The 25,842-nt window shown below is 61.7% G+C and carries 23 protein-coding genes and 1 tRNA gene; 12 read left to right on the top strand and 12 right to left on the bottom strand.

Features of this window, described 5'->3' with window-relative positions; genetic code table 11:
• Positions 1 to 2 precede the first annotated feature (2 nt).
• The 3 genes from H3H45_RS19670 to H3H45_RS19680 form a co-directional block, all read right to left on the bottom strand.
• Positions 3 to 5,207, bottom strand: a complete 5,205-nt coding sequence (locus tag H3H45_RS19670) for a PAS domain S-box protein (RefSeq protein WP_182835395.1) — start codon at positions 5,205 to 5,207, stop codon at positions 3 to 5.
• A gap of 29 nt (positions 5,208 to 5,236) precedes the next feature.
• Positions 5,237 to 6,364, bottom strand: coding sequence for an HDOD domain-containing protein (locus tag H3H45_RS19675; RefSeq protein WP_182835396.1), 1,128 nt, complete (start codon positions 6,362 to 6,364; stop codon positions 5,237 to 5,239).
• Between the two features lie 205 nt (positions 6,365 to 6,569).
• Positions 6,570 to 6,659, bottom strand: a tRNA-Ser gene (locus tag H3H45_RS19680).
• A 135-nt stretch (positions 6,660 to 6,794) separates the two neighbouring features.
• On the opposite strand from H3H45_RS19680, the gene H3H45_RS19685 reads away from it, so the two are divergent.
• From H3H45_RS19685 to H3H45_RS19710, 6 genes are all read left to right on the top strand, one after another.
• Positions 6,795 to 7,463 (top strand): Bax inhibitor-1/YccA family protein, encoded by a 669-nt coding sequence (locus H3H45_RS19685; protein WP_173206977.1) that lies wholly within the window; start codon positions 6,795 to 6,797, stop codon positions 7,461 to 7,463.
• Positions 7,464 to 7,572: 109 nt separating this feature from the next.
• The gene (gene tusD, locus H3H45_RS19690; protein WP_182835397.1) at positions 7,573 to 7,965 is read left to right on the top strand and encodes a sulfurtransferase complex subunit TusD; all 393 of its coding nucleotides are present in this window, start codon (positions 7,573 to 7,575) and stop codon (positions 7,963 to 7,965) included.
• Positions 7,965 to 8,324: a sulfurtransferase complex subunit TusC gene (tusC, locus tag H3H45_RS19695; protein ID WP_182835398.1), complete on the top strand. Its 360-nt coding sequence runs from the start codon at positions 7,965 to 7,967 to the stop codon at positions 8,322 to 8,324. Before tusD ends, tusC begins: the two co-directional genes overlap by 1 nt.
• Positions 8,324 to 8,623: a sulfurtransferase complex subunit TusB gene (gene tusB, locus H3H45_RS19700; RefSeq protein ID WP_182835399.1), complete on the top strand. Its 300-nt coding sequence runs from the start codon at positions 8,324 to 8,326 to the stop codon at positions 8,621 to 8,623. Before tusC ends, tusB begins: the two co-directional genes overlap by 1 nt.
• The gene (locus H3H45_RS19705) at positions 8,620 to 8,955 is read left to right on the top strand and encodes a TusE/DsrC/DsvC family sulfur relay protein (protein WP_182835400.1); all 336 of its coding nucleotides are present in this window, start codon (positions 8,620 to 8,622) and stop codon (positions 8,953 to 8,955) included. Before tusB ends, H3H45_RS19705 begins: the two co-directional genes overlap by 4 nt.
• Before the next feature lie 11 nt (positions 8,956 to 8,966).
• Positions 8,967 to 9,953 carry a glycosyl transferase family protein gene (locus tag H3H45_RS19710; protein ID WP_182835401.1) on the top strand — a complete coding sequence of 329 codons (987 nt, stop codon included), beginning with the start codon at positions 8,967 to 8,969 and terminating at the stop codon, positions 9,951 to 9,953.
• Here H3H45_RS19710 and cysG read toward each other — a convergent pair.
• From cysG to ftsK, 6 genes are all read right to left on the bottom strand, one after another.
• A complete protein-coding gene (cysG, locus tag H3H45_RS19715) occupies positions 9,938 to 11,329 on the bottom strand; it encodes a siroheme synthase CysG (protein WP_182835402.1) in 1,392 nt (463 codons plus the stop codon). The genes H3H45_RS19710 and cysG overlap by 16 nt on opposite strands.
• A gap of 74 nt (positions 11,330 to 11,403) precedes the next feature.
• On the bottom strand, positions 11,404 to 12,684 hold the full coding sequence (gene serS, locus H3H45_RS19720; RefSeq protein ID WP_182835403.1) for a serine--tRNA ligase: 1,281 nt from the start codon (positions 12,682 to 12,684) through the stop codon (positions 11,404 to 11,406).
• An 18-nt stretch (positions 12,685 to 12,702) separates the two neighbouring features.
• Positions 12,703 to 13,077 (bottom strand): fluoride efflux transporter CrcB, encoded by a 375-nt coding sequence (gene crcB / locus H3H45_RS19725; RefSeq protein ID WP_182835404.1) that lies wholly within the window; start codon positions 13,075 to 13,077, stop codon positions 12,703 to 12,705.
• The gene (locus tag H3H45_RS19730; RefSeq protein WP_182835405.1) at positions 13,074 to 14,399 is read right to left on the bottom strand and encodes a replication-associated recombination protein A; all 1,326 of its coding nucleotides are present in this window, start codon (positions 14,397 to 14,399) and stop codon (positions 13,074 to 13,076) included. Before H3H45_RS19730 ends, crcB begins: the two co-directional genes overlap by 4 nt.
• 19 nt (positions 14,400 to 14,418) lie before the next feature.
• Complete coding sequence (gene lolA / locus H3H45_RS19735; RefSeq protein WP_173207002.1) at positions 14,419 to 15,045, bottom strand: outer membrane lipoprotein chaperone LolA; 627 nt, start codon at positions 15,043 to 15,045, stop codon at positions 14,419 to 14,421.
• Between the two features lie 29 nt (positions 15,046 to 15,074).
• Positions 15,075 to 17,480: a DNA translocase FtsK gene (gene ftsK, locus H3H45_RS19740; protein ID WP_268939401.1), complete on the bottom strand. Its 2,406-nt coding sequence runs from the start codon at positions 17,478 to 17,480 to the stop codon at positions 15,075 to 15,077.
• 217 nt (positions 17,481 to 17,697) lie between these two features.
• On the opposite strand from ftsK, the gene trxB reads away from it, so the two are divergent.
• The 4 genes from trxB (at position 17,698) to infA (ending at position 20,446) form a co-directional block, all read left to right on the top strand.
• Positions 17,698 to 18,645, top strand: a complete 948-nt coding sequence (gene trxB, locus H3H45_RS19745) for a thioredoxin-disulfide reductase (protein ID WP_182835407.1) — start codon at positions 17,698 to 17,700, stop codon at positions 18,643 to 18,645.
• Between the two features lie 39 nt (positions 18,646 to 18,684).
• Positions 18,685 to 19,365: a leucyl/phenylalanyl-tRNA--protein transferase gene (aat, locus tag H3H45_RS19750; RefSeq protein ID WP_182835408.1), complete on the top strand. Its 681-nt coding sequence runs from the start codon at positions 18,685 to 18,687 to the stop codon at positions 19,363 to 19,365.
• Between the two features lie 54 nt (positions 19,366 to 19,419).
• A complete protein-coding gene (locus tag H3H45_RS19755; RefSeq protein ID WP_182835409.1) occupies positions 19,420 to 20,127 on the top strand; it encodes an arginyltransferase in 708 nt (235 codons plus the stop codon).
• 100 nt (positions 20,128 to 20,227) lie between these two features.
• Positions 20,228 to 20,446 (top strand): translation initiation factor IF-1, encoded by a 219-nt coding sequence (gene infA, locus H3H45_RS19760; protein WP_002553999.1) that lies wholly within the window; start codon positions 20,228 to 20,230, stop codon positions 20,444 to 20,446.
• 143 nt (positions 20,447 to 20,589) lie between these two features.
• Here infA and clpA read toward each other — a convergent pair whose 3' ends face one another.
• Positions 20,590 to 22,860, bottom strand: coding sequence for an ATP-dependent Clp protease ATP-binding subunit ClpA (gene clpA, locus H3H45_RS19765; protein ID WP_182835410.1), 2,271 nt, complete (start codon positions 22,858 to 22,860; stop codon positions 20,590 to 20,592).
• A 29-nt stretch (positions 22,861 to 22,889) separates the two neighbouring features.
• The gene (gene clpS / locus H3H45_RS19770) at positions 22,890 to 23,252 is read right to left on the bottom strand and encodes an ATP-dependent Clp protease adapter ClpS (RefSeq protein ID WP_173207021.1); all 363 of its coding nucleotides are present in this window, start codon (positions 23,250 to 23,252) and stop codon (positions 22,890 to 22,892) included.
• Positions 23,253 to 23,483: 231 nt separating this feature from the next.
• Between clpS and cspD the strand changes: the two genes are divergently transcribed.
• Positions 23,484 to 23,747, top strand: coding sequence for a cold shock domain-containing protein CspD (gene cspD, locus H3H45_RS19775; protein ID WP_182835411.1), 264 nt, complete (start codon positions 23,484 to 23,486; stop codon positions 23,745 to 23,747).
• 65 nt (positions 23,748 to 23,812) lie between these two features.
• Here the strand turns inward: cspD and icd are convergent, their stop codons facing one another.
• A complete protein-coding gene (icd, locus tag H3H45_RS19780) occupies positions 23,813 to 25,069 on the bottom strand; it encodes an NADP-dependent isocitrate dehydrogenase (protein ID WP_182835412.1) in 1,257 nt (418 codons plus the stop codon).
• 326 nt (positions 25,070 to 25,395) lie between these two features.
• On the opposite strand from icd, the gene H3H45_RS19785 reads away from it, so the two are divergent.
• On the top strand, positions 25,396 to 25,842 hold the full coding sequence (locus H3H45_RS19785) for an NUDIX hydrolase (protein ID WP_182835413.1): 447 nt from the start codon (positions 25,396 to 25,398) through the stop codon (positions 25,840 to 25,842).

Below are 25,842 nucleotides of genomic sequence, written 5' to 3' on the forward strand. Positions count from 1 at the left end.
CTCTACTCCAGCGGCAGGTCGAACCAGAAGGTACTACCCTGCCCCTCCCGTGAGTCGAAGCCGATCTGGCCGCCCATGCGCTCAATCAATTCCTTGCTGATCGCCAGCCCCAGCCCGGTGCCACCCTTGCTCCGACTATCGCTAGCATCGGCCTGGGAGAACTTGCTGAAAATGCGCGCCTTGAAGGCTTCGGGAATGCCTACCCCCTGGTCATGCACACTGACGCGCACCCAACCGTCACGGATCATGGTGTCGACATTCACCGTGCTGCCGGGCGGAGAAAATTTGGCGGCATTCGATAACAGATTGGCCAAGACCTGGGCCAGGCGCTGGTTGTCGACCCGCACCAGGCAGGCAACCGGCACGGTTGATAGGGCAAGGTGCACCTGATGCTGATCGGCATAGGGCTGGTTGTGCTGCACCGCCTCGCCCAGCAACGACCACAACGGTTGCTCGCGCAGCTCAAAGCGCATCTTGCCCGCCAGCAGCTTCTCCATATCCAGCAGGTCATTGATCAGTGCGCTCAGGCTCAGGCTGTTGATGTGGGCAATCTGCAACATCTGCTGCATGGCGGCCGGCACCTCGCCCAGGGCGCCGCCATTGATCAGCCCCAGGGAACCGGCGATGGACGTCAGCGGGGTGCGCAACTCATGGCTGACGGTGGAAACGAACTCGTTCTTCATCTGCTCAATGCGTTTGCGCTCGCTGATATCGCGGATCACAGCGATAAAGCGACATTGGCCCTGGTGAGTGATCTGCGACACCGCCAGTTCGAGGGTGAATTGCTCGCCATTCTTGCGCTGACCGAGCAGCTCGCGCACCGTGCCGATCAGCCTGGCTACGCCGCTCTGGCGGTAGGCCTGCAGGTACTCATCGTGGCTCGAGTGATCGGGCTCAGGCATCAGCATCCTGACATTGCGCCCCTGCACTTCGCTTGCCGGGTAACCAAAGACGCGTTCGGCAGCCTGATTGAAGGTCTCGATAAGGCCCTGTTCATCAATGGTGACGATGGCGTCGATGACATTGTCGAGCAGGGTGCGCAAGTAGTCCTCGCGCTCGCGGACAGCTCGCTCAGCCTCGACCCGCTCACTGAAATTCTGAATTTGCGAGACGAAATGCAGAGGCTGGCCTTGAGCATCACGCACTAGCGACACGCTGAGCAGGATCCAGATGATGCGCCCCTGGCTATCCAGGTAACGTTTCTCCAACTGGTAGCTGTTGATTGCGCCGGCCAGCAGTTGGTCGAGCAGATGCAGGTCACCCTGCAAGTCGTCGGGATGGGTCAGGCGCTGGAAATCCAGTTGCAGGAGTATCTCTCGGCTGTAGCCGAGCATGTTGCAGAGGGCATCGTTAACCTCCAGCCAGCGGCCGTCCAGGCTCACCAGCGCCATGCCCTGAGGCGCGGTGTTGAAGGCATTGCTGAAACGCTGCTGGCTGACCAGCAGCGCATCTTCGGCGGTCTTGCGGTCGCTGATATCCCAGATAAAGCCGGAGACCCAGAGCAGATGGCCGTCCTGGTCATATTCGCCGCGCCCTTTCTCGCGCACCCAGACGCTATGGCCGTTGGCATGCTGCAGGCGGTAGGTCAGCTCGAAGCTTTCCTTGCGCTCGATGGCTACCAGTGACTGGTAAGTGAGGTGCAGGTCGTCGGGATGGACGATGCTGGAGAAGGTGCGCACCTTGTTGTTGATGAAATCACTGGCCGGGTAACCGGTCAGATTGGCGATCTCGTCGCTCATGTAACGCATGGTCCACTCGACATCGTTTTCGCAGCGATAGACCAACCCTGGCAGGTTGGCAACCAGGCCGCGAAAGCGGCTCTCGCTCTTCTGCAGGGCGCGGTTAGCCTGCTGCAGTTCACTGATATCGCTGGCGATTCCGAGGAAGCCGCTGATCCTTCCTGCACCATCGAACATGGCACTGACCGTCAGGTTGACCCGGCGCTGGCGACCGTCCTTGCATTGGTAGGTCCACTGACGGGTTTCCGGCTCGCCGCTACGAGCGTGGTGGATGAACACCTCGAAGCCGCTGATCGGACGGCCTAGTTGCTGGGTCAGGCGCTGGCCACGTCTGTCGACTTCTTCGGCCAGGTGGAATAGCGCTGGGCTGTGCTGGCCGATCACCTCCTCGGCGCGGTAGCCAAGCAGACGCTCGGCGCCGGTATTGAATAGATTGATCAGGCCGTCCGGATCGGTGGCGATGATGCTCACCCCGGTCGCCGAGTCGAGCACCGCCTGCAGGAAGGCGCGCGCCTCGCGTACCGCCTCCTGCTGCTGGCGCATTTCGCTGACATCAGCATGGGTGCCGTACATCATCAACGGCTGACCGTCGCTGGTGCGACTGACCACTCGGCCACGGGTATGCACCCAGACCCAGTTCCCGGCCTTGTGGCGCATGCGGCACTGGCAGTCGTAGTACGGTGCTTCCCCGCGAAAGTGCACCTGCAAATGCTCATTCGAACGCGCCAGGTCATCTGGGTGGCAAAAGGTAGCCCAGGTGCTGATATCGATAGAGCCCAACTCGGACAGCTGATAGCCGATGATTTCCGCCCAGCGTTCGTTGAACACCGCAGCCCCCGTCTGCACGTTCCACTCCCAGGTGCCGACGTGGGTACCTTCGATGATGCTAACCAGGCGCTCGCGTTGGGCCTTGAGCGCCTCCTCGGCGCAGGCCTGCTCGGTCACGTCCTGCACTGTGCCGATCAAGCGTACCAGGCGGCCGTCATGATCCGGCTGCAGACGGGCCAGCTCCTGCACCCAGCGCACTTCGCCATTGGGACGAACAATGCGGTGACGCACGTCGTATTCGCCGCCCTGCAGCACCCGCGCTTCGCTGGCCTCGATCAGTACCAAGTCATCGGGGTGCACGCAGCGCTTGAAGCTTGTCAGGCTCGGGACAAATTCTTGCGGGTCGTAGCCAAAGATGTCGTAGATCGGCTGCGACCAGTACAGGCTTCCGTCATCCAGATTGGCTTCCCAATGGCCCAGATGGGCGATGCGCTGGGACTCGTCCAGGCGCTGCAGCAAGGTCTGCCGGGCCTGTTCCTGCTGCTGACGCTCCAGGGTGGCGCCGACCCAGCGTGCAAACAGACGCAAGAATTCGCGCTCGGTCTGATCGAAAGGTGCCTCACGGCCTTGCGCTGCGCAGAAAGCCAGAGTGCCGAAAGGCTGGCCACCAACGCGGATGGCGATACCTATATAGGTCTCCAGCTGGAACAGGGGATAGCATGGGTGACGGGCATATTCGCTGTCGCCCATGTGGTCGATGGCCAGTACGTCGTCGCTTTGCAGGGCGATGCTGCAGTAGGTATCGCCAAGGCTGAAGCGCTGACCATCCTCCAGGCTATCCGGCGGTGATACTTGGGCCAGTACCCGGTAGTCATCGCCCTCGATGCGGCTGATAAGGCCTAACGGGGTAGCGTAAAAATCGGCCCCCAGGCGCAGAGCTGCTCGCAGCTGCTGCTGGCTGTCCAAATGAGACAGGGCAGCAATCTCGTTGAGCGCACGCAGGGCCTTCTGCTGACGTTGCAAGCTCTGCTGGGTCTGCTGGCGCTGGATATCACGGCGCAATGCTTCGATCAGTTGGCCAAGGGTGGCCAGCAAGGGTTGCAGCTGCGCGGCAAAATCCTGGGGATAGCCGTCAGGGCGATTGGCCAGGCCGAGCATGCCGATAAACTGACCATTAGCAAATAAAGGCAGCCCGGCAAAGGACCGCAACTCCGGGTGCCCGGGGGGCAACCCACCGCGACGTGGATCAGCGGCGGGATCGTTACTGATAAGCGCCTGGCCGTCACGGATGACTCGGCCAAACAAGGTGTCCAGATTGCGAAACTCCAGGCCCTGGGGCGCCTGCTGCGCATAGAAATCCGCACTGGCCTGATCCCAGGCGATATTGCTGATGGCATAGGTGCGCAGATAACGCTGCTGCTGGTCGTCGAGCAGAATCTCGCCAATAAAGCCGAACTGGCTGGCACTCAGTTCCAGGATGCGGACCAGCAGAGCATCGAAGCTCTCACGCTGATTATCGGCCTGGATATAGGCGGCCTGGGCCTCGGCAATCAACGCCAGCAGCTGGCGCGCCTGCTCGCTCTCGCGATGGCGCTCCTGCAGCCTGGCCTGATGCCCTAGCATCAGCTTGCGAGTGCTCGCGCGGGTGGCCCAGAGCAGCAGCAAAAGCAGGCTCAGGGCGCCCAGCCAGGCCAGCGCCCATTTGCCCACCAGCTGTTTTTTCTCGTACTGGTGACGCTGATACAGAGGGCTGATATCACGCCACAGCAAGGCCACCGCCTGTAGATCTGCAGCTGTACCCGGCACCTGTCCATAGCTGGGCAAGACGACCTGGTTGAGCAGATAGTAACGGCCCCGGTCTTCCAGCAGACGAATACTGTCGCCTGCCTCGGCAGCCGGTAGCAAACCGCTGGTTTGCCAACGCTCGGCCTGGGGGCGCGAGGCCCTGGCCAGGCGCCAGGTATTCGCGGACAAATCCAGGCCACGTAACGACTCGCCGCTGCGCACAGGCTCTAGAACAGACTGCCCCAAGCGCAGGGCGATACCCGCATCCAGCTCATGATCGAGCTCCTGCAGGTTGTCGAGCACCTCGAGTACCACTTCCAGCGCACCGATGGTACGCACGCCCTGCTCGTCGTCGAGCTGCACCGGGCTGATGGCGCGTACCCCGGAGCTGCGCGTCCCCAGAGTGAGGCCAGCACGGGCCTGACCGCCAGCCATGACGTCGCGCAGCATAGGCCGTTGGCTCAATTGCAGGTCGCCGAAGGCATTCGGATTGTGTACTCGCAACAGCACCTGCCCCTCGCGTCCCAGGTGTACATAGAGGCGGAAGGGATGCTTATCCTGAAGAATGCGCCAGCGAGGCAGCAGACGGATATAGAGCTGATCGCGAATCTGTCGATAGCTGGGATGCTGCGCGCTCAGCCCCTGGGTTTGCAGAACCAGAGCCTGGCGGACCAGGTCCACCAGCAAAGTGTCGGCAGCTAGGCTTTCGGCCAGCAGCAGTGCCTCGGCATTCTGCCGTTGTTGCGAACTGAGCAGAGCCAGACGTTGCAGCTCGCTCTGGCTGTCCAGCTGCAGTTGCCAGAGGCTTTCGCGCTCGACCAAAGCACGCCAAGCAAGGCCGACAAAGAGCAAGGTTAGGCCGAGGCTACCAAACAAAATAATGGCGCGAATGGTGGTGGAACTGTTCCGACCCATGGTTGGCTCTTTCTGGCCTTTTACTGCGTTTAACTCAATCCAGCTAAGCGGCGCAAACGTGCCAGCTTGGCGCTATCGGGCTGCGGTCCCAGCTCGCTGGCAGCCAGATGCATGACAATCGCTTCACGCTTGGTGTTGATTGTCGGTAGAGCATAGCAAGCACCGATCAGCTCCCGCAGTGGATTAGGTAAGCGCCAGTGGATTTTCAGGCGCGCAGCAACCTCACTGCTGGCGCCACTCAAGGCTTGGCTGAGTTCCTCCAGGCTCAGCGTGTGACCACTGTTGCGCCAGCGCTGGGCCTGCTGGAGCACACACAACTCCCCCATACGATGCAACAGTGCCGCACTGTGCAGCGGCGCGGGATCAAGCCTGCAGGCAGCAGCCAGTTCCGCTAGGCGCTGACAAAGAACCTGGATCTGTTCATAGGCTGCCATGGCCTGAAGTTGGAGTTCGGCGTCTTCCAGCTCGGCTGCCGGATTCAGCGCCAGCCCCAGGGCAATATTCAGACTGGTGCCCGCGCCCAGGGTCTGCAGGGCCTGAGTCAAACTCAGGCACACCTCACCGCCACTGCTGTACTGGGCGCTGTTGGCTGCGGCCAGCAGTCGTGCCGTGATGGCCGGTTCATCACGCCCCAGATTATGCAGCTGACGCAAATCGGCGGGCTGCCGGCCGAGCGCCCTGAGCTTGTCCAGAGTGCCTGCCTGCAGCGGCATATCCAGTTCGTCAGCGGCCTGGCTACTGAGAAATTCACTGAAGTTGCTGGCCAGCGAGCTGCTCGCAGGGAAACTCAGGTCAGCAGAAGGTAGTAGCCGATTGAGGCAATCGAGCACCTTGGGCATTTGGAATGGCTTGCTGATAAAGGCATTGATACGCAACGAGCGCACCTCCAGCACGCTGTCGCGATCGGCACGCCCGGTGATCATCACTAGGGGAATCTGGCTGTCCTGCTTGCGGATCTGCTCCAGCAATCGGGTGCCGGGGCCGTCGGGAAGATTCCAGTCACAAATCACCAGATCGGCTGATTGCCGCTGCCACTCCGCCAAGGCGGCGCTGACACTAACCTGGCAACTGATCTGCGCCTGAGGACGCAAACTATGAACAATCTGCCGCAACAGATCGGCAATCCAGGCATCGTCTTCAAGAATTATCACACGCATGCAGTACCCCTACTGGCTCAGCCTAGAAGAAGTACACACTATTACGTGGGTAGAGGCCATCACAGGAACAGAAGAATCCCCCCGTAAACACATTCAGCACCGCAACGCGGGATTGAATCAGCCTGTAGGGTGTGCGGGGTACCTATGGGGCATTCACCAGTACAAAAACGCGAAGCCCCGCATGGCGGGGCTTCGGTGATAAATATGGCGGAAGCGGTGAGATTCGAACTCACGGAAGAGTTTCCCCTTCGACGGTTTTCAAGACCGTTGCATTCAACCGCTCTGCCACGCTTCCGGCGCTTGCTGCGGGCGGCAATCTTACCGGAACGCAACACACTGTCAAACTCTCGTAATTGGCAGACTATCGCGGTCTGTTATGATCGACTTGACTGCGGTCACGGACCCAACTTGTCACTACAGGAGTGTTGTCATGCACGAACAAGATTACGCGCTCAGCCATGCGCAGGTCGACCAGCAGGAAGTCAGCAAAGTCCTGCGCAATACCTATGGCCTGCTGGCCCTGACCCTGGCCTTCAGCGGCCTGGTTGCTTACTTCGCCCAGCAGATGAACCTGCCCTACCCCAACATCTTTGTGGTGCTGATCGGCTTCTACGGCCTGTTCTTCCTCACCATGAAGCTGCGCAATTCGGCCTGGGGCCTGCTGTCGACCTTCGCCCTGACCGGCTTCATGGGTTACACCCTGGGCCCGATCCTCAACCGCTACCTGGGCATGAGTGGCGGCGGTGAAGTCATCAGCTCGGCCTTCGCCATGACCGCTCTGGTGTTCTTCGGCCTGTCGGCCTACGTGCTGACCACCCGCAAGGACATGAGTTTCCTCGGCGGTTTCATCACCGCGGGCTTCTTCGTCCTGCTGGGCGCCACGCTGGCCAGCTTCTTCTTCCAGATCAGCGGCCTGCAACTGGCGATCAGCGCCGGCTTCGTGCTGTTCTCCTCGGCCTGCATCCTGTTCCAGACCAGCGCGATCATCCACGGCGGTGAACGCAACTACATCATGGCTACCATCAGTCTGTATGTATCGATCTACAACCTGTTCGTCAGCCTGCTGCAGATCTTCGGCATCATGGGCAGCGACGACTAAGTTGCTTCTGCTGCACAGAAGCCCGCTTCGGCGGGCTTTTTCATGCCTGTACAAGCATCTGCAGCGTTCTGCCTTTATCATGACGGCAGAGTGTTATCGCGGGATTGTCATGAAGTTTGCCATTGCCCTGTTCGCCCCGGCCCACCTGCCCTCCTCACGCCGCGCCCTGCGCTTTGCCGAGGCGGCGCTTGCGGGCGGGCATGAGATCGTGCGCCTGTTCTTCTATCAGGACGGCGTGCACAGCGCCTCGGCCAATACGGTGAATGCCCAGGACGAAGTGGATCTGCCGGCCGAGTGGCGCGCCTTCGTCGAACAACAAGGGCTGGATGCCGTGGTGTGCATTGCTGCCGCCCTGCGCCGTGGCGTGCTCAACGAGGAAGAAGCGCAGCGCTACCAGAAGCCGGCCGCCAATCTCTGCGCGCACTGGGAGCTGTCGGGACTGGGTCAGCTGCACGAAGCCAACCAACTGGCCGACCGCCTGATCTGCTTCGGAGGCCACTGATGAGCAAATCCCTATTGATCATCAGTCGCCAGGCCCCCTGGGCCGGCCCCAGCGCCCGCGAAGCACTGGACATAGCCCTGGCTGGTGGTGCCTTCGATCTGCCGCTGGGTTTGCTGTTTCTCGATGACGGGGTGTTCCAACTCCTGCCGCAGCAGCAACCCGCCGCTCTGCAGCAGAAGGATCTGACCGCCAATCTGCAGGCCCTGCCGATGTTCGGCGTCGAATCGCTGTATGTCGCCAGCCGCAGCCTCAGCGAACGTGGCCTCAGTGAACAGCCCCTGGTATTGCCGGTGGAGCAGCTCGACGACAGCCAATTGACCCTGCTTATCGACCGCTACGACCAAGTGATCACGATCTGATGGCCACCCTGCACCTGCTTTCCCATTCGCCCTTCAGCGACAGCCGTTTCGCCAGTTGCCTGCGCCTGCTTGGCCCGCAGGACGGCCTGCTGCTCAGCGGTGACGCCGTGTATGCCCTACAGCCCAACACCGTTCAACTGCAGGCCTTGCAGCTGATGCCGGAAAGCATCGCCCTGTACGCCCTCGACGAAGACCTGCAAGCGCGCCATCTACAAGTGCCAGACCGCGCCCAGGCAGTCGATTACCCCGCCTTTGTCGAGCTGTGCACCACCTACGCCAAGGTCAACAGCTGGCTATGAGCAACCTGATCGTCGATGGCCGCAGCATCGCCTTGGACAAGGATGGCTACCTGGCCGAGCTGGACGACTGGTCGCCCGCTGCCGCCGAGGCTCTAGCTACCGCTGAAGACCTGCAGCTGAGTGCCGAACACTGGGAAATCCTCGAGCTGCTGCGCGCCTTCTACGCCGAGTTCCAGCTGTCGCCGGCCACCCGCCCGCTGATCAAGTATGTGGCCCTCAAGCTCGGTCCGGAAAAGGGCAACAGCTTGCACCTCAACCGCCTGTTCAAGGGCACGCCCGCCAAGCTCGCCGCCAAGCTGGCTGGCCTGCCAAAACCGACCAACTGCCTGTGAAAGTAGCGCCCATGATTCTCGTAGCTCCCCCGGAACATCCTTTCGCCCAGTTCGTGCGCATCCTCGGCAAGGGCAAGCGCGGCGCGCGCAACATGAGCCGCGAGGAAGCCCGCGAAGCCATGGGCCTACTGCTCGACGACAAGGTCGAGGACACCCAGCTCGGTGCCTTTCTCATGCTGCTGCGACACAAGGAGGAAAGCGCCGAGGAACTGGCCGGTTTCACCGAGGCCCTACGTGAACGTCTGGTGACGCCGCCGATTGCAGTCGACCTGGACTGGCCCAGCTATGCCGGTAAGAAGCGCCACCTGCCCTGGTTCCTCCTGGCCGTCAAAGCCCTGGCCGCCAGCGGCGTGCGCATCCATCTGCACGGCGGCGGCGCGCACACCGCCGGACGCCTGTACAGCGAGCAGCTGCTGGAATCGCTCGCCATCCCGATCTGCCAGTCGTGGGAAGAAGTGGCCGAGAATCTGGATCGCCACAACCTGGCCTTCACCCCGCTGGGCGCCTGGGCGCCACAGTTGCAACGGATGATCGACCTGCGCAACACCCTCGGCCTGCGCTCGCCGATTCACTCGCTGGCACGCATCCTCAACCCACTCGGGGCGCGTTGCGTGATGCAGAGCATCTTCCATCCCGGCTACCAGGCCACGCACCGCGAGGCCAGCCAGTTGCTCGGCGACACAGCCATCGTGATCAAGGGCGAAGGTGGTGAGATCGAGGTCAACCCGGACGGCCAATGCCACTTGTACGGCACCGCCGGTGGCGAGAACTGGGACGAGGAGTGGCCGGCGCTGTCCGCCCAGCGCCACGTCAAGCCAGAGCAGCTTGACCCGGCACATCTGCTGGCCTTCTGGAATGGCGAGGCGGAAGACGCCTATGGCCGCCTGGCGGTGCTCAGCACCATTGCCCTGGGTTTACGCGCTCTGGGCGAGCCGAGCGAGAGCGCACTCGCCCGTGCGCAGAGAGTCTGGGACACGCGCCTTCAAACGTCCGCCTGAGCGCCTTCAAACCAGGCCAGCTTCTCGCGTAGCTGCACCACCTCACCGACTATCACCAGGGTCGGCGCATGCACCTCATGCTCGGCCACCAACTGCGGCAGGTTGGCCAGAGTCCCGGTAAAGACTCGCTGATTCTGTGTAGTGCCCTGCTGCACCAGCGCCGCCGGAGTATCCGCCGCGCGACCATGGCGAATCAGCTCGGCGCAGATGGCTGGCAGCCCGACCAGGCCCATGTAGAACACCAGGGTTTGCCCCGGCGCACTCAGCTCGCCCCAAGGCAGGTTGCTGCTGCCGTCTTTGAGATGGCCGGTGACGAAACGCACCGATTGCGCATGGTCGCGATGGGTCAGCGGAATTCCCGCATAGGCCGCGCAGCCCGATGCCGCAGTAATCCCCGGCACCACCTGGAACGGGATGCCGTGGGCCGCCAGCTCCTCGATTTCCTCGCCGCCGCGGCCGAAGATGAACGGGTCGCCACCCTTGAGGCGCAACACCCGCTTACCCTGCTTGGCCAGGTCGACCAAACGCTGGTTGATCTGCTCCTGCGGCACGGCATGTTCTGAGCGCTGCTTGCCAACGTAGATGCGGTCGGCATCACGGCGGCACAGGTCGACGATGGCCGGCGCCACCAGACGGTCATACAGCACCACATCGGCCTGCTGCATCAGGCGCAGGGCGCGGAAGGTCAGCAGATCCGGATCACCGGGGCCAGCACCGACTAGGTAAACCTCACCCAGGGCACGCGGGGCAATGCCAGCGATCTTCGCCTCGAGCTGACGCTCGCCCTCACCCAGCTTGCCGGCGAATACGCTTTCGGCGATCTGCCCCTGGAACACGTCTTCCCAGAACACCCGGCGCTGCTGCACATCGGGAAACAGGCCACGCACCTGGGCACGGAATTTCTTCGCCAGCCCGGCCAGTTGGCCATAGGTGGCGGGAATCCAGGTCTCGATCTTGGCGCGAATCAACCGTGCCAACACCGGCGCATCACCGCCACTGGTGATGGCGACAATCAGCGGCGAGCGGTCGACGATGGCCGGGAAGATCACACTGCACAGCTTCGGCGCATCCACCACATTGACCGGAATGCCACGTACCTGAGCCTGGGCGGAAATCTGCGCATTCAACGGCTCATTGTCGGTAGCGGCAATCACCAGGCACACCCCATCCAGATCATCCGCCTGGTAGCCACGCTGCAAAACCTGGGCACTCGGCCCGGCCAGCTCGCGCAACTCGTCACGAATCTCCGGAGCCACCACGCGCAAGACCGCACCCGACTCGACCAGCAGCCGCGCCTTGCGCAGCGCCACTTCGCCACCGCCGACAACCAGTACCAGGCGATCCTGCAGTTTGTGGAACAGGGGAAGAAAATCCATGGCGCATGCTCTCGATCAGACAAAACAAAACGGGGCAGCACTGGCCACCCCGTATTCTGCAACTTAGGTCCGGCTTAGCCGATAACCTCGATACCTGCCATATAGGGCTTCAGCACGTCAGGCACACGGATGCTGCCGTCGGCCTGCTGGTAGTTCTCCAGCACCGCCACCAGGGTGCGGCCCACCGCCAGGCCGGAGCCATTGAGGGTGTGCACCAGCTCCGGCTTGCCGGTTTCCGGGTTACGGTAGCGCGCCTGCATGCGCCGGGCCTGGAAGTCGCCACAGTTGGAGCAGGAGGAAATCTCGCGGTACTTGTCCTGGCTCGGCACCCAGACCTCCAGGTCGTAGGTTTTCACCGCGCCGAAGCCCATGTCACCGGTGCACAGCGCCAGCTTGCGGTACGGCAGCTCGAGCAGCTGCAGCACGCGTTCGGCGTTGGCGGTCAGGCTTTCCAGGGCTTCGAAGGACTTGGACGGTTCGACGATCTGCACCATCTCGACCTTGTCGAACTGGTGCTGGCGGATCATCCCGCGGGTGTCGCGGCCCGATGCGCCGGCTTCGCTGCGGAAGCACGGGGTGTGGGCGACGAATTTTATCGGCAGCTGCTTGGCGTCGAGGATGGCGCCGGCGACGATGTTGGTCAGCGACACTTCCGCAGTCGGAATCAGGTACAGGTCGGCCTGCTCGTCGCGCTGGATCTTGAACAGGTCTTCCTCGAACTTCGGCAGCTGGCCGGTGCCCTGCAGCGCAGAGGCCTGCACCAGATAAGGCGTGTAGGCCTCCTCGTAACCATGCTCGGCGGTGTGCAAGTTGATCATGAACTGCGCCAGGGCGCGGTGCAGCCGAGCGATGGGGCCGCGCAGCAAGGCAAAACGGGCGCCGGAAAGCTTGGCGGCGGTCTCGAAGTCCAGCCAGCCATGCTGCTCGCCGAGGGCGACGTGATCCTGCACCGGGAAGTCGAAGCTGCGCGGCGTGCCCCAGCGCGAAACTTCGACGTTACCTTCTTCATCCGCGCCAACCGGCACCGACTCATCCGGCAGGTTGGGGATGTTCAGCAGCAGGTTGTCGAGCTCGGTCTGGATGGACTCCAGCTCGCGTTTGCCCTCTTCCAGGTCGCTGCCCATCTTGTCGACTTCCGCCAGCAGCGGCGCGATGTCTTCGCCACGCTGCTTGGCCTGGCCAATGGACTTGGAGCGGGTATTGCGCTCGGCCTGCAGCTGTTCGGTGCGGGTCTGTACGGTCTTGCGCTGGGCCTCGAGGGCCTCGAAGCGCGCCACGTCCAGCTGGAAGCCACGGGTAGCCAGGCGGTCCGCAATCTCCTGCAGTTGGGTACGAACCAGTTTGGAGTCGAGCATGGGATGTTCTCGTCTAGATCAGAGCTTGGTTAATGTCAGGCCGGCCCAGGTGGCGAGCAGACCGCCCAGCACGCTGGCAGTCGCATAGCCGATGGCCAGCGGTGCCTGGCCGCTTTCCAGCAGGCGCAGCGTGTCGAGGGAGAAGGATGAAAAAGTGGTCAGGCCGCCAAGGAAGCCCACCATCAGCCCGGCGCGCAGCTCCAGCGGCACCTCGGGGCGCAGCAGAAACAGGCCGTACAGATAGCCGATCAGCAGGCAGCCGATAATATTGACCGCCAGGGTAGCGCCATAGAAGTGCTGCGGCCAGTTCGCGCTGACCCAGTTGCTGGTAAAGAAACGCAGCAGGGTACCAACCATGCCGCCCAACGCGACCGCGATGACCACACCGATCATGGCTTTCTCCGTTTGCGCGGGCTGGCGGCATCCAGCGCGGCAAGATGTGCCAGTTTGTCGCGAATCTTCAGTTCCAGGCCACGCGGCACCGGCTGATAGTAAGCCTGCGGCTCGAGCTGCTCGGGGAAATAGTCCTCGCCGGCGGCGTAGGCATCCGGCTCGTCATGGGCGTAGCGGTATTCATCGCCGTAGCCGAGTTCCTTCATCAACTTGGTCGGGGCATTACGCAGGTGCAGGGGCACTTCCAGCGAGCCGTGTTCGGCAGCATCGCGCATGGCGGCCTTGAAGCCCATGTACACGGCGTTGCTCTTCGGCGCGCAGGCCAGGTAGACAATGGCCTGAGCCACGGCCAGCTCGCCTTCCGGGCTGCCCAGGCGTTCCTGCACATCCCAGGCGTTGAGGCACAGAGTCAGGGCACGCGGGTCGGCGTTGCCGATGTCCTCGCTGGCCATGCGCACCACGCGCCGGGCCAGGTACAGCGGGTCGCAGCCCCCGTCGAGCATGCGCGCGTACCAGTACAGCGCACCGTCCGGGTTGGAGCCGCGCACCGATTTGTGCAGCGCGGAAATCTGGTCGTAGAACGCCTCGCCACCCTTGTCGAAACGCCGGCGACTGTCGCCGAGCAGGTTCTGCAGCAGTTCGGGAGCGATCTCGCTGCCGTCCTCGGCCAGATCGGCGGCATTTTCCAGCAGGTTGAGCAGGCGTCGACCGTCACCATCGGCGGCAGCCAGGAGGATCTGAAAGCTCTCTTCCGGCAGGCTCAGGCGCTGTTTGCCCAGGCCCTTCTCCTCCGTCAGCGCACGCTGCACCAGCTTACGCATGGCGGCCTCATCCAGGCTTTTCAGCACATAGACACGGGCGCGCGAGAGCAGCGCGTTGTTCAGCTCGAAGGAAGGGTTCTCGGTGGTCGCACCGATAAAGATCAGCGTGCCATCTTCCACATAGGGCAGAAAGGCATCCTGCTGGCTCTTGTTGAAGCGATGCACTTCGTCGACGAAGAGGATGGTGCGCCGGCCGTACTGGGCGGCCTGCTGCTTGGCCACTTCCACCGATTGACGGATTTCCTTGACCCCAGACAGTACTGCGGAAATCGTTTCGAAGTGCGCCTCGGAGACCTGCGCCAGCAGCCTGGCCAGGGTGGTCTTGCCGACCCCAGGCGGGCCCCAGAAGATCATCGAGTGCAGCGCACCTTGCTCCAGCGCCTCGCGCAGCGGCTTGCCGTGGCCCAGCACATGCTCCTGACCGACGTACTCGTCCAGGCTGGTCGCGCGCAAACGCGCGGCCAGGGGCTGGGCGACGGGGGCGGAGCGAAACAGATCCATACCGGGCGGCAGCGGCCTCTTATTCCTGGATGACGTCGGCGCCCTCAGGCACGTCGAAGGTGAACAGCGCGGGGTCGAGCTGCTCGTTCATCTTCACGCTGAGGAACAGGATATTGGTGCGCTGACCGATGCTGTCGATCAGCTGCATGTCGTTGATCACGCCACGGCGGAACGACAGACGCAGGTTGTCGAACAGGGTGTCCTGGGCCTTCGGCTTGAGCATGAAGTCGACCACTTCACCGGCTTCCTTGAAGCTGATCTCGAAGTTCTCGCGGATCTTCGATACATCACCGGACAGCAGCAGCGCCGGGGTGTGGGTCAGGCGCTGGTCGAGGCTCTGGATGGTCACCTGCATCAAGTCCGGGTCATACAGCCAGACTTTCTCGCCGTTGGACACCAGCAGTTGCTCCTGCGGCGCATCGGTATGCCAGCGGAACAGCCCAGGGCGCTTGAGCGCCAGCTGACCTGCGGTTTCCTGCAGCTGGGTGCCGGTACCGTCGAGGGTCAGCTGGGAGAAACGGGCGCTGATGGTCTGCGCCTGGTTGAGCAGTTCAGTCAGGCGTTTGACCGCTGCCTCGTCGTCCGCCTGGGCGGGGATGGCGACAAAGGCCAGGGCGGACAGCAACAACATGCGCAACAGTCGCATGGAAATCCTCTTCATAGACAAACTGGAAATTAGTCCCGCATCGGGCCCGGTGCGATCACTTCGCGCGAGCCATTGGTATTCATCGACGTGACCACGCCGGCCATCTCCATGGCTTCGATCATGCGAGCGGCACGGTTGTAGCCGATCTTCAGCTTGCGCTGCACGGCGGAAATGGAAGCGCGGCGGCTCTCCAGCACGAAGTTGACGGCTTCGTCGTACAGCGGGTCAGCCTCGCTACCCTCACCGCCTTCGCCGCTGCTGCCGCCATCGAAGCCGCTACCGGCCTCCTCGACGCCCGCCAGGATATCTTCGATGTAGTCGGGCGAACCGCGCTGCTTCCAGGCTTCGACCACGCGGTGCACTTCTTCGTCGGAAACGAAGGCGCCATGCACACGAATCGGCAGACCGGTGCCCGGCGGCAGGTAGAGCATGTCACCGTGACCAAGCAGCTGTTCGGCGCCGCCCTGGTCGAGGATGGTGCGCGAGTCGATCTTGCTCGATACCTGGAAGGCCATGCGGGTCGGGATGTTGGCCTTGATCAGGCCGGTGATCACGTCGACCGACGGACGCTGGGTGGCGAGAATCAGGTGGATGCCGGCGGCACGCGCCTTCTGCGCGATGCGCGCGATCAGCTCTTCGACCTTCTTGCCGACGATCATCATCATGTCGGCGAATTCGTCGACCACCACGACAATGGTCGGCAGGCTCTTCAGCAGCGGTGCGTCATCTTCCATGGACTCGCGGCGGTACAGCGGATCGGTCAGCGGCGTGCCGGCCTCCTCGGCATCCTTCACCTTGCGGTTGAAGCCGGCCAGGTTGCGCACGCCCATGGCGGCCATGAGCTTGTAGCGACGTTCCATCTCGGCGACCGACCAGCGCAGGGCATTGGCGGCCTCCTTCATGTCGGTCACCACCGGGCACAGCAGGTGCGGGATGCCCTCGTAGATCGACAGTTCGAGCATCTTCGGGTCGATCATAATCATCCGCGCCTCTTCCGGCGTGGATTTGAACAGGATCGACAGGATCATCGCGTTGACCCCCACCGACTTACCGGAGCCGGTGGTACCAGCCACCAGCAAGTGCGGCATCTTGGCCAGGTCGGTGATCACCGGCTTGCCGCCGATGTCGTGGCCCAGGGCCAGGGTTACCGGCGACTTGGCGTCGTCGTACTCGCTGGACGAAAGCACTTCGGAGAAGCGCACGATCTGCCGGTCTTCGTTGGGGATCTCGATACCCACGGTGGTCTTGCCCGGAATCACCTCGACCACCCGCACGCTAATGATCGCCATCGAACGCGCCAGGTCCTTGGCCAGGCCGGAAATACGGCTGACCTTGACCCCGGCGGCCAGCTGGATCTCGAAACGGGTGATCACCGGGCCCGGATGCACGGACTCGACCATGACCTCGACACCGAATTCCTTGAGCTTGATCTCGAGCAGGCGCGACATGGCCTCCAGGGATTCCGGCGAATACTGCTTCTGCTTCTTCTCGGCGGCGTCGAGAATCGAAATCGGCGGCAAGGTGCCAGCTACGGCGCTGTCTTCGAACAGCGAGACCTGCTTTTCCTTCAGCACACGCTTGCTCGGCTCCGGCGCTTTCGGCGCGGGCGGCGGTGCAATCACGGGCGCCGGTCGGCTTTCGCGCTCACTCATGTGCTTGCTCAGTGCTTCCTCGCGGGCGATCAGGCGTTCCTTGACCTTGGCCTGTTCGCGGCGATCAGGCACCACCGGCGCGGCCACTTCGCTGACCCGGTCATCGACCTCACGCAGCTTGGCCACCAGTTGCTTGCGCTCGACCCGGGCGCTCCACCAGCGGTTGATCAGACTGTTGATTAGCTCGAACAGGTCCAGGGTGATCTTGCCGGTGACATCCATGACCTTGAACCAGGACAGGTCGGCAAACACGGTCAGTCCAAACAGGAACAGCGAGATGAACAGCAGCGTGCTGCCCTGGATATTCAGGGCATTGACCGCCAGCACACTGAGGCTTTCACCCAGCGCACCACCGGCCGAGGCAGGCAAGCCGCTACCATCCTGGAAGTGGATATCGGCCAATGCAGCGCCGGCCAGCACCAGGAAGACCAGGCCGATCAGGCGCCAGGAAAACAGCCAGCCGCTCCACTGCCAGGGCAGATGGCGATTACGGAACACTTGCCAGGTCTTCACCGCCAGCAGAAGCGGAAACAGGTAGGCGAAATAGCCGAGCACCATGAACAGGATGTCGGCGAACCAGGCACCGGCGCGACCGGCGGCGTTCTGCACCTGCTCGACATTGCTGGTATGGCTCCAGCCCGGGTCATTCTGGTCGTAGGTCAGCAATGCCATCCACAGATAGAGGCAGAGCGCGCCAAGCGCGATCAGCGCACCTTCCTTGAGGCGGTAGTGCAACTGCTGACGCCAGAGGGGGACCTGAGCTGTAGAGGTGGAATTCTTCAAAACGCTGCTATTCCTGCGCCCGGAGCGCGACCAACAATCAGTTGAAAACGTAAAGTCAGACCATTGTACGGATTTACAGGTCCGATGCCATGTCAGGCACCGGGCGGCACGTTTTACCGCCCTTACTGCTTCGGTGTAGCATACCGGCCAGCATCTTACGCACCGCTCAATTTGAGCATGCATTCTCTTTTGTGACAAAGGCTTATGAGGTCTTTTTATGAGCGAAGTCAAGCATTCACGCCTGATCATCCTGGGCTCCGGCCCTGCCGGCTACACCGCTGCCGTCTATGCCGCCCGCGCCAACCTCAAGCCCGTCATCATCACTGGCATCCAGCCCGGCGGCCAGCTGACCACCACCACAGAAGTCGACAACTGGCCAGGTGACGTGCACGGCCTGACCGGCCCGGCGCTGATGCAGCGCATGCAGGAACACGCCGAGCGCTTCGACACCGAGATCGTTTACGACCATATCCACACTGCCGAGTTGCAGCAGAAGCCCTTCACCCTCAAGGGTGACAGCGGCACCTACACCTGCGACGCCCTGATCATCGCCACCGGCGCCAGCGCCCAGTACCTCGGCCTGCCGTCAGAAGAAGCTTTCGCCGGCAAGGGCGTATCCGCCTGCGCCACCTGCGACGGTTTCTTCTACCGCAACCAGGTGGTCTGCGTGATCGGCGGTGGCAACACTGCCGTGGAAGAAGCCCTCTATCTGTCCAACATCGCCAAAGAAGTGCACCTGATCCATCGCCGCGACAAGCTGCGTTCGGAGAAGATCCTGCAGGACAAGCTGTTCGAGAAGGCCGCCAACGGCAATGTGCGCCTGCACTGGAACCACACCCTGGACGAAGTGCTGGGCGACGCCAGCGGCGTAACCGGCGTGCGCCTGATCAACACGGCTGACGGCAGCAAGAAAGAACTGCAACTGGCTGGCGTATTCATCGCCATCGGTCACAAGCCCAACACCGAGCTGTTTCAGGGCCAACTGGAAATGCGCGACGGCTACCTGCTGGTACAGGGCGGCAACGAAGGCAATGCCACCCTGACCAGCATCGACGGCGTGTTTGCTGCTGGCGACGTGGCCGATCACGTCTACCGTCAGGCCATCACCTCGGCTGGCGCCGGCTGCATGGCCGCGCTCGACGCCGAAAAGTACCTCGACGTCTAAGCCTCAGCAGGCGGGCGCCCAGCGCCCGCCCTCCCCCGCATGCTGACCTGGCTGCAACGCGACACCCTCGACTTCCCGCCTCTGGATAAAGCCCTGCGCGAGCCCAATGGCCTGCTGGCCGCCGGTGGTGATCTATCGCCTGCACGCCTGGTCGCCGCTTATCGACACGGCTGCTTCCCCTGGTACTCACAAGGCCAACCACTACTGTGGTGGTCGCCAGACCCTCGCACGGTGCTGTTTCCCGATGAATTCCACCTGTCACGCAGCCTGGCCAAGCTGATCCGCCAGCAGCGCTTCACAGTCAGCTTCGATCGCGATTTCGCCGCAATCATCCAGGCCTGCGCCGCACCACGCGCCTATGCCGATGGCACCTGGATCACCAAAGAAATGCAGAACGCCTACCTGCACCTGCATCGCCAAGGCATCGCCCACTCGGTCGAAGTATGGGAAAACGGACAACTGGTCGGCGGGCTCTACGGCCTGGCCATGGGGCAGCTGTTTTTCGGTGAGTCGATGTTCAGCCATACGGACAATGCCTCGAAAGTCGGCTTCGCCACCCTGGTCGGCAAACTGCGTGAATGGGGTTTCGTCCTGATCGACTGCCAGATGCCCACCCAGCACCTGCACAGCTTTGGCGCCCGAGCGATAGCGCGCAGCGAGTTCGCGACTTACCTGCAGCGCCATCTTGACCAACCGAATAACGCCGACTGGCTCGCCTAGGCGACTCCCGCAGGCTGGCATACACTTGTTCAAAGGTTTTCCCGAGGGTTGACCATGACCGAGCTGGCTCGCCTCAAGTTTTACGCCACCCAGCCACATCCTTGCAGCTACCTGCCCGAGGAACAGGCCACCACCCTGTTTCTCGACCCCAGCCAGCCCATGGATGTGCAGGTGTATGCCGAGCTCTCGGAAATGGGCTTCCGGCGTAGCGGTGACCATCTGTATCGTCCGCACTGCCAACGCTGCACCGCCTGCGTACCAGCGCGCATTCCCGCCGACCAGTTCCTGCCCAATCGCCAGCAGCGGCGCATCCTCAAACGCAACGCCGATATCCAGGTCAAGGCCGTACGCCCGGCGTTCAACGAGGAGTACTACGACCTCTACGTGCGCTACATCGAGCAGCGCCACGCAGATGGCGACATGTACCCGCCCAGCCGTGACCAGTTCAGCACCTTCCTGGTTCGCGACCTGCCATTCGCGCGCTTCTACGAGTTCCGCCTGGAAGGCAAACTGCTGGCTATCGCCGTCACCGACATGCTGCCCAACGGCCTTTCGGCGGTTTATACCTTCTACGATCCCGATCAGGAACGGCGCAGCCTGGGCCGTTTCGCCATCCTCTGGCAGATCGGCGAAGCCGCGCGCCTGGGCCTGCAAGCGGTCTATCTCGGCTACTGGATCAAGAACTGCCGCAAGATGAGCTACAAGACCCAGTACCGCCCCATTGAGCTGTTCGTCAATCAACGCTGGACAACCCTCACCTGAATACCTTGGCGGCACACTGCATTTTCGGGCACAATGCACGCCGCTTTTGCCTGGGGCCAGTTGCGCCGGGCCATTCATTGGATACCGAGGGCTTTACTGCATGTCGAAAGAAGACAGCTTCGAAATGGAAGGCACTGTCGTCGACACCCTGCCCAACACCATGTTCCGTGTGGAGTTGGAAAATGGGCACGTCGTTACCGCGCATATCTCCGGAAAGATGCGCAAGAACTACATCCGCATTCTCACTGGCGACAAGGTCCGCGTCGAACTGACGCCGTACGACCTGAGCAAGGGCCGTATCACCTACCGCGCCCGCTAAGAATCTGTTCAAAGCCTGCTGCAGGTCAGCCACGCTACATTGCACCGGCACGACTCGGCTCGCAAGACTTTGAAAAGGTTCCAAGCCCAGTTGAAATGAAAACGCCCGGCATTGCCGGGCGTTTTCGTTTGCCTGTTTTCAGATCAAGCCGGCTCTGCCGTGGTCTCGAACTCGAAGCGCAGCTCATCGCCAACCAGCTCGATGTGCACCACGCCGCCATGCTCGGCCAGTTCGCCGAAGAGGATTTCCTCGGCCAGCGGACGCTTGATCTTGTCCTGGATCAGGCGCGCCATCGGCCGTGCCCCCATCGCCACGTCATAGCCCTTCTCGGCCAGCCAACCACGCGCCGCATCGCTGACTTCCAGCAGCACATGCTTGTCCTCGAGCTGCGCCTGCAGTTCCGTGAGGAACTTGTCGACGATGCTTTTGATCACTTCGTGACTCAGGCGACCAAACTGGATGATGGTATCCAGACGGTTGCGGAACTCCGGCGTGAAGCTCTTCTTGATCACTTCCATGGCATCGGACGAGTGGTCCTGATAGGTGAAACCGATCGACGCCCGCGCCGCGGTTTCCGCCCCGGCATTGGTGGTCATGATCAGGATCACATTGCGGAAGTCGGCCTTGCGCCCGTTGTTGTCGGTCAGGGTGCCGTGGTCCATCACCTGCAACAGCAGGTTGAAGACTTCCGGATGGGCCTTCTCGATCTCGTCTAGCAGCAGCACACAATGCGGCTGCTTGGTGATGGCCTCGGTCAGCAAACCACCCTGATCGAAACCGACATAGCCAGGAGGTGCACCGATCAGACGCGAAACGGTATGCCGCTCCATGTACTCGGACATGTCGAAACGCACCAGTTCGATACCCATGGCCTTGGCCAGCTGACGAGCGGCCTCGGTCTTGCCAACCCCGGTCGGCCCGGCGAACAGGAAGGAACCCACCGGCTTGTCCGGTGCTTTCAGGCCTGCACGTGACAGCTTGATCGCGGTCGCCAGCGAGTCGATCGCCGCATCCTGGCCGAATACGGTCAGCTTGAGGTCGCGCTCCAGATTTCGCAGCAGCTCCTTGTCGGAACTGGTGACGTGTTTCGGGGGAATCCGCGCGATCTTGGCGACAATGTCTTCGACCTGGGCGACTTCGATACGCTTGGCACGCTTGTCTTCGGGCTGCAGGCGCTGATAGGCCCCCGCCTCGTCGATCACATCGATGGCCTTGTCCGGCATGTGCCGGTCGTTGATGTAGCGCGCCGCCAGTTCAGCCGCTGCGCGCAGGGCCTCGTCGCTGTACTCGATATGGTGATGCTGTTCGAAACGCGCCTTCAGCCCGCGCAGGATACCGACGGTATCCTCGACCGACGGTTCGCTGACATCGACCTTCTGGAAGCGCCGCGCCAGAGCGCGGTCTTTCTCGAAGATGCCGCGGAACTCCTGGAAGGTGGTGGAGCCGATGCAACGGATCTCACCCGAGGACAGCAGCGGCTTGAGCAGGTTGGAGGCATCCATCACCCCGCCAGACGCTGCGCCGGCACCGATGATGGTGTGGATTTCATCGATGAACAGGATGGCATGCGGACGCTTGCGCAACTCATTGAGCAGCGCCTTGAAGCGTTTCTCGAAGTCACCGCGATACTTGGTACCCGCCAGCAAGGCGCCGAGGTCGAGGGAGTAGACCACGCTGTCGGACAGCAAATCCGGCACCTGGCCATCGACAATGCGCTTAGCCAGGCCTTCGGCGATGGCGGTCTTGCCGACACCAGCCTCACCCACCAGCAGCGGATTGTTCTTGCGCCGACGCGCGAGGATCTGTGCCACCCGCTCCACCTCAGACTCCCGCCCGACCAACGGATCGATGCGCCCTTGGCGAGACAGTTCGTTCAGGTTGCTGGCGTAGGCATCCAGCGGATTACTCGAAGCGGCAGACTCGCCCCCCTCGTCATCCTGCATTTCCTGCTCGTTGTCGGAATGATCGGCATGCCCTGGCACCTTGGAGATGCCATGGGCGATGTAATTGACCACATCGATACGCGCCACGCTCTGCTGCTTGAGCAGGAATACTGCCTGGCTTTCCTGCTCGCTGAAGATCGCCACCAGCACGTTGGCGCCGGTGACTTCGCGCTTGCCCGAACTCTGCACGTGAAACACCGCACGCTGCAGCACGCGCTGGAAGCCCAGAGTCGGCTGGGTTTCGCGATCTTCGTCGTGCTGTGGGATCAGTGGCGTGGTGGAGTCGATGAACTCCTGCAAATCATGACGAAGCTTGTCCAGATTGGCGCCGCAAGCGCGCAGAACGGTGGCTGCGGCCTCGTTATCCAGCAACGCCAGGAGCAGGTGCTCGACCGTCATGAACTCATGGCGCTTGGCGCGTGCCTCCTTGAAGGCCAGATTGAGGGTGACTTCCAGCTCTCGATTCAACATAGCTTCACCTCTTACCCAAGCGACCGGTATTAACCGTCCTTCTCTATTTCACAGAGTAGCGGATGCTGGCTTTCCCGGGCGTACTGGTTGACCTGCATGGCCTTGGTTTCTGCGATATCGCGGGTATACACACCGCAGATTGCCCGCCCCTCTGTATGGACGGTCAGCATGATCTTGGTTGCCAGCTCGCGATTGTGGTTGAAGAACACCTCCAACACTTCGACGACGAAGTCCATTGGCGTGTAGTCGTCGTTGAATAGCAGCACCTTGTACATCGGTGGCGCCTGCAACCGCGGCTTGGCTTCTTGGACAGCAAGGCCCGAGGAATCATCCTCGTGCGTAGCTGGACGATCTTGATTGAATGTTAGACGAATCTGGCTGCTTGCATGCATGCGAAAGTGGATGCTTCGTGGCTGGGCGAATACAGATGCTAGACAGGTTTATGACTGGCTTCTCAGCCAGCCGCCGGAGCGCCTTGACTAACGGCGAAAGGGTGTTACAAACATTGAATACCCGTCTCGGGTATCGGGGTTCCGCGCCTTCGCCCAACCCGGCTGATTTCATGCGCGGAACTGAAGTGGATGATACTCCAGTGATGGAGTCCTTTGCAGAGGGATGTCAGCATGCTTAGCGGTAAGGTCAAGTGGTTCAACAACGCCAAGGGCTACGGGTTCATCGTCGCCGATGGCCGAGATGAGGACCTGTTCGCCCACTACTCGGCCATCCAGATGGACGGTTACAAGACTCTCAAGGCCGGCCAGCCGGTAAGCTTCGATATTCTGCAAGGTCCAAAGGGCCTGCATGCTGTGAATATCAGCGCCGCCCTGGCAACCAGTGAATCCCCGGCGACCATCAGTTCGCCACAAAGCACTCCGGTAGAAGCCTGATAAAGAGCTTGCAATAAAAAAGGCCGGTCAAATGACCGGCCTTTTTGTTACCACTCGTCGCTTAATTACATATGAGCGATCATGGCGTCGCCGAACTGCGAGCAGGACAGCAGCTTGGCGCCATCCATCAGGCGCTCGAAGTCATAAGTCACGGTCTTCGCACCGATGGCACCGTTGGTACCCTTGATGATCAGGTCCGCAGCTTCGGTCCAGCCCATATGGCGCAGCATCATCTCAGCGGAGAGGATGACCGACCCCGGGTTGACCTTGTCCTGACCAGCGTACTTCGGAGCGGTGCCATGGGTCGCTTCGAACATAGCGATGGTATCGGACAGGTTGGCACCCGGCGCGATACCGATACCACCTACTTCGGCCGCCAGGGCGTCGGACAGGTAGTCACCGTTCAGGTTCAGGGTGGCGATCACGTCGTACTCGGCCGGACGCAGCAGGATCTGCTGCAGCATGGCGTCGGCGATGGCATCCTTGACCACAATGTTCTTGCCAGTACGCGGGTTCTTGAACTGCATCCACGGACCACCATCCAGCAGCTCGGCGCCGAACTCGTCACGCGCCACTTCGTAGCCCCAATCCTTGAAGGCACCTTCGGTGAACTTCATGATGTTGCCTTTGTGCACGATGGTCAGCGACTCGCGGTCGTTGTCGACGGTGTACTGCAGAGCCTTGCGCACCAGGCGCTTGGTGCCTTCCTTGGAGACCGGCTTGACGCCGATACCGCAATCCTGGTCGAAACGGATCTTGGTGACGCCCATTTCTTCTTTCAGGAACTTGATGACCTTGGTCGCTTCAGGCGAACCGGCCTTCCACTCGATACCGGCATAAATATCTTCGGAGTTTTCGCGGAAGATGGTCATGTCGACGTCACCCGGACGCTTGACCGGGCTCGGCACGCCTTCGAACCAACGCACCGGACGCAGGCAGACGTACAGATCGAGCTCCTGGCGCAGGGCAACGTTCAGCGAACGGATGCCGCCACCGACCGGAGTGGTCAGCGGGCCTTTGATGGAAACAACGTAGTCGCGTACGGCTTCCAGGGTTTCTTTCGGCAGCCAAGTGTCCTGGTCATAGACTTGGGTGGCTTTCTCGCCGGCGTAGACTTCCATCCACGAGATTTTGCGCTTGCCGCCGTATGCTTTCTCGACGGCCGCGTCGACGACCTTGATCATCACTGGGCTGATATCGACGCCAATGCCATCACCCTCGATAAACGGGATGATCGGGTTGTTCGGTACGTTCAGGGACATGTCGGCGTTGACGGTGATTTTGTCACCGGTCGCTGGCACCTGGATCTTCTGGTATCCCATGCTTGACTCCGTTGTTTTCGTGGTCTGACATTCCGCCACGCGGATGGCGTGGCGAATGGAACTTTGGGTCTCGGAAAGGTGCCGCATTCTTGTAGTTTTTCTACAGAAAGTCACGCACTTTTCGACATTTCCTTACATCTTTGGCGCCTCAAGAGCTGCACCGATACTGCCCTGCAGCCGTTCCCGTAGTCAAACTACAGAGAGCACTACACGGCACCACAAACTGAACCGACTTTTATCCTAGCAGCTCAGCCCGAGAATGCGCTGATCTGGCCTCCGGCAGAATCTACCACTAACATCCGCGCCCTAAATTTGCGGAGGTTCCCATGCGTTTTACGCCCCATGTCACGGTAGCCACCGTTGTCGAAGACCAGGGACGCTTCCTGCTGGTCGAAGAGCTGGCTGGCGGCCAGGCGGTATTTAATCAGCCTGCCGGCCATCTGGAAGCAGACGAAAGTCTCATCGACGCCGCATTGCGCGAAACCCTCGAAGAAACCGGCTGGCAGGTCGAACTGACTGCCGTAACCGGCATTTACCTCTACACAGCTCCGAGCAATGGCGTCACCTATCAGCGCGTGTGCTTCGCCGCCAAGCCCTTGCAGCACCTGCCGGATAGCCCGCTGGACGACGGCATCATCGGCCCGCGCTGGCTGACTCGCGAGGAACTAGCAGCCCAGCCCGAACGCTGGCGCAGCGAACTGGTCATGCGCTGTATCGACGACTACCTGGCCGGCGAACGCTTCCCGCTGAGCCTGATTCGCGACCCGGCCTGA

It is taken from the genome of Aquipseudomonas guryensis, from assembly GCF_014164785.1.
Lineage (GTDB): Bacteria > Pseudomonadota > Gammaproteobacteria > Pseudomonadales > Pseudomonadaceae > Aquipseudomonas > Aquipseudomonas guryensis.

What these genes read in the sequence shown, in the direction of transcription:
- H3H45_RS19670 (WP_182835395.1), bottom strand. Translation starts at nt 5,207, where the DNA reads ATGGGTCGGAACAGTTCCACCACCATTCGCGCCATTATTTTGTTTGGT.
- H3H45_RS19675 (WP_182835396.1), bottom strand. Translation starts at nt 6,364, where the DNA reads ATGCGTGTGATAATTCTTGAAGACGATGCCTGGATTGCCGATCTGTTG.
- H3H45_RS19685 (WP_173206977.1), top strand. Translation starts at nt 6,795, where the DNA reads ATGCACGAACAAGATTACGCGCTCAGCCATGCGCAGGTCGACCAGCAG.
- tusD (WP_182835397.1), top strand. Translation starts at nt 7,573, where the DNA reads ATGAAGTTTGCCATTGCCCTGTTCGCCCCGGCCCACCTGCCCTCCTCA.
- tusC (WP_182835398.1), top strand. Translation starts at nt 7,965, where the DNA reads ATGAGCAAATCCCTATTGATCATCAGTCGCCAGGCCCCCTGGGCCGGC.
- tusB (WP_182835399.1), top strand. Translation starts at nt 8,324, where the DNA reads ATGGCCACCCTGCACCTGCTTTCCCATTCGCCCTTCAGCGACAGCCGT.
- H3H45_RS19705 (WP_182835400.1), top strand. Translation starts at nt 8,620, where the DNA reads ATGAGCAACCTGATCGTCGATGGCCGCAGCATCGCCTTGGACAAGGAT.
- H3H45_RS19710 (WP_182835401.1), top strand. Translation starts at nt 8,967, where the DNA reads ATGATTCTCGTAGCTCCCCCGGAACATCCTTTCGCCCAGTTCGTGCGC.
- cysG (WP_182835402.1), bottom strand. Translation starts at nt 11,329, where the DNA reads ATGGATTTTCTTCCCCTGTTCCACAAACTGCAGGATCGCCTGGTACTG.
- serS (WP_182835403.1), bottom strand. Translation starts at nt 12,684, where the DNA reads ATGCTCGACTCCAAACTGGTTCGTACCCAACTGCAGGAGATTGCGGAC.
- crcB (WP_182835404.1), bottom strand. Translation starts at nt 13,077, where the DNA reads ATGATCGGTGTGGTCATCGCGGTCGCGTTGGGCGGCATGGTTGGTACC.
- H3H45_RS19730 (WP_182835405.1), bottom strand. Translation starts at nt 14,399, where the DNA reads ATGGATCTGTTTCGCTCCGCCCCCGTCGCCCAGCCCCTGGCCGCGCGT.
- lolA (WP_173207002.1), bottom strand. Translation starts at nt 15,045, where the DNA reads ATGCGACTGTTGCGCATGTTGTTGCTGTCCGCCCTGGCCTTTGTCGCC.
- trxB (WP_182835407.1), top strand. Translation starts at nt 17,698, where the DNA reads ATGAGCGAAGTCAAGCATTCACGCCTGATCATCCTGGGCTCCGGCCCT.
- aat (WP_182835408.1), top strand. Translation starts at nt 18,685, where the DNA reads ATGCTGACCTGGCTGCAACGCGACACCCTCGACTTCCCGCCTCTGGAT.
- H3H45_RS19755 (WP_182835409.1), top strand. Translation starts at nt 19,420, where the DNA reads ATGACCGAGCTGGCTCGCCTCAAGTTTTACGCCACCCAGCCACATCCT.
- infA (WP_002553999.1), top strand. Translation starts at nt 20,228, where the DNA reads ATGTCGAAAGAAGACAGCTTCGAAATGGAAGGCACTGTCGTCGACACC.
- clpA (WP_182835410.1), bottom strand. Translation starts at nt 22,860, where the DNA reads ATGTTGAATCGAGAGCTGGAAGTCACCCTCAATCTGGCCTTCAAGGAG.
- clpS (WP_173207021.1), bottom strand. Translation starts at nt 23,252, where the DNA reads ATGCATGCAAGCAGCCAGATTCGTCTAACATTCAATCAAGATCGTCCA.
- cspD (WP_182835411.1), top strand. Translation starts at nt 23,484, where the DNA reads ATGCTTAGCGGTAAGGTCAAGTGGTTCAACAACGCCAAGGGCTACGGG.
- icd (WP_182835412.1), bottom strand. Translation starts at nt 25,069, where the DNA reads ATGGGATACCAGAAGATCCAGGTGCCAGCGACCGGTGACAAAATCACC.
- H3H45_RS19785 (WP_182835413.1), top strand. Translation starts at nt 25,396, where the DNA reads ATGCGTTTTACGCCCCATGTCACGGTAGCCACCGTTGTCGAAGACCAG.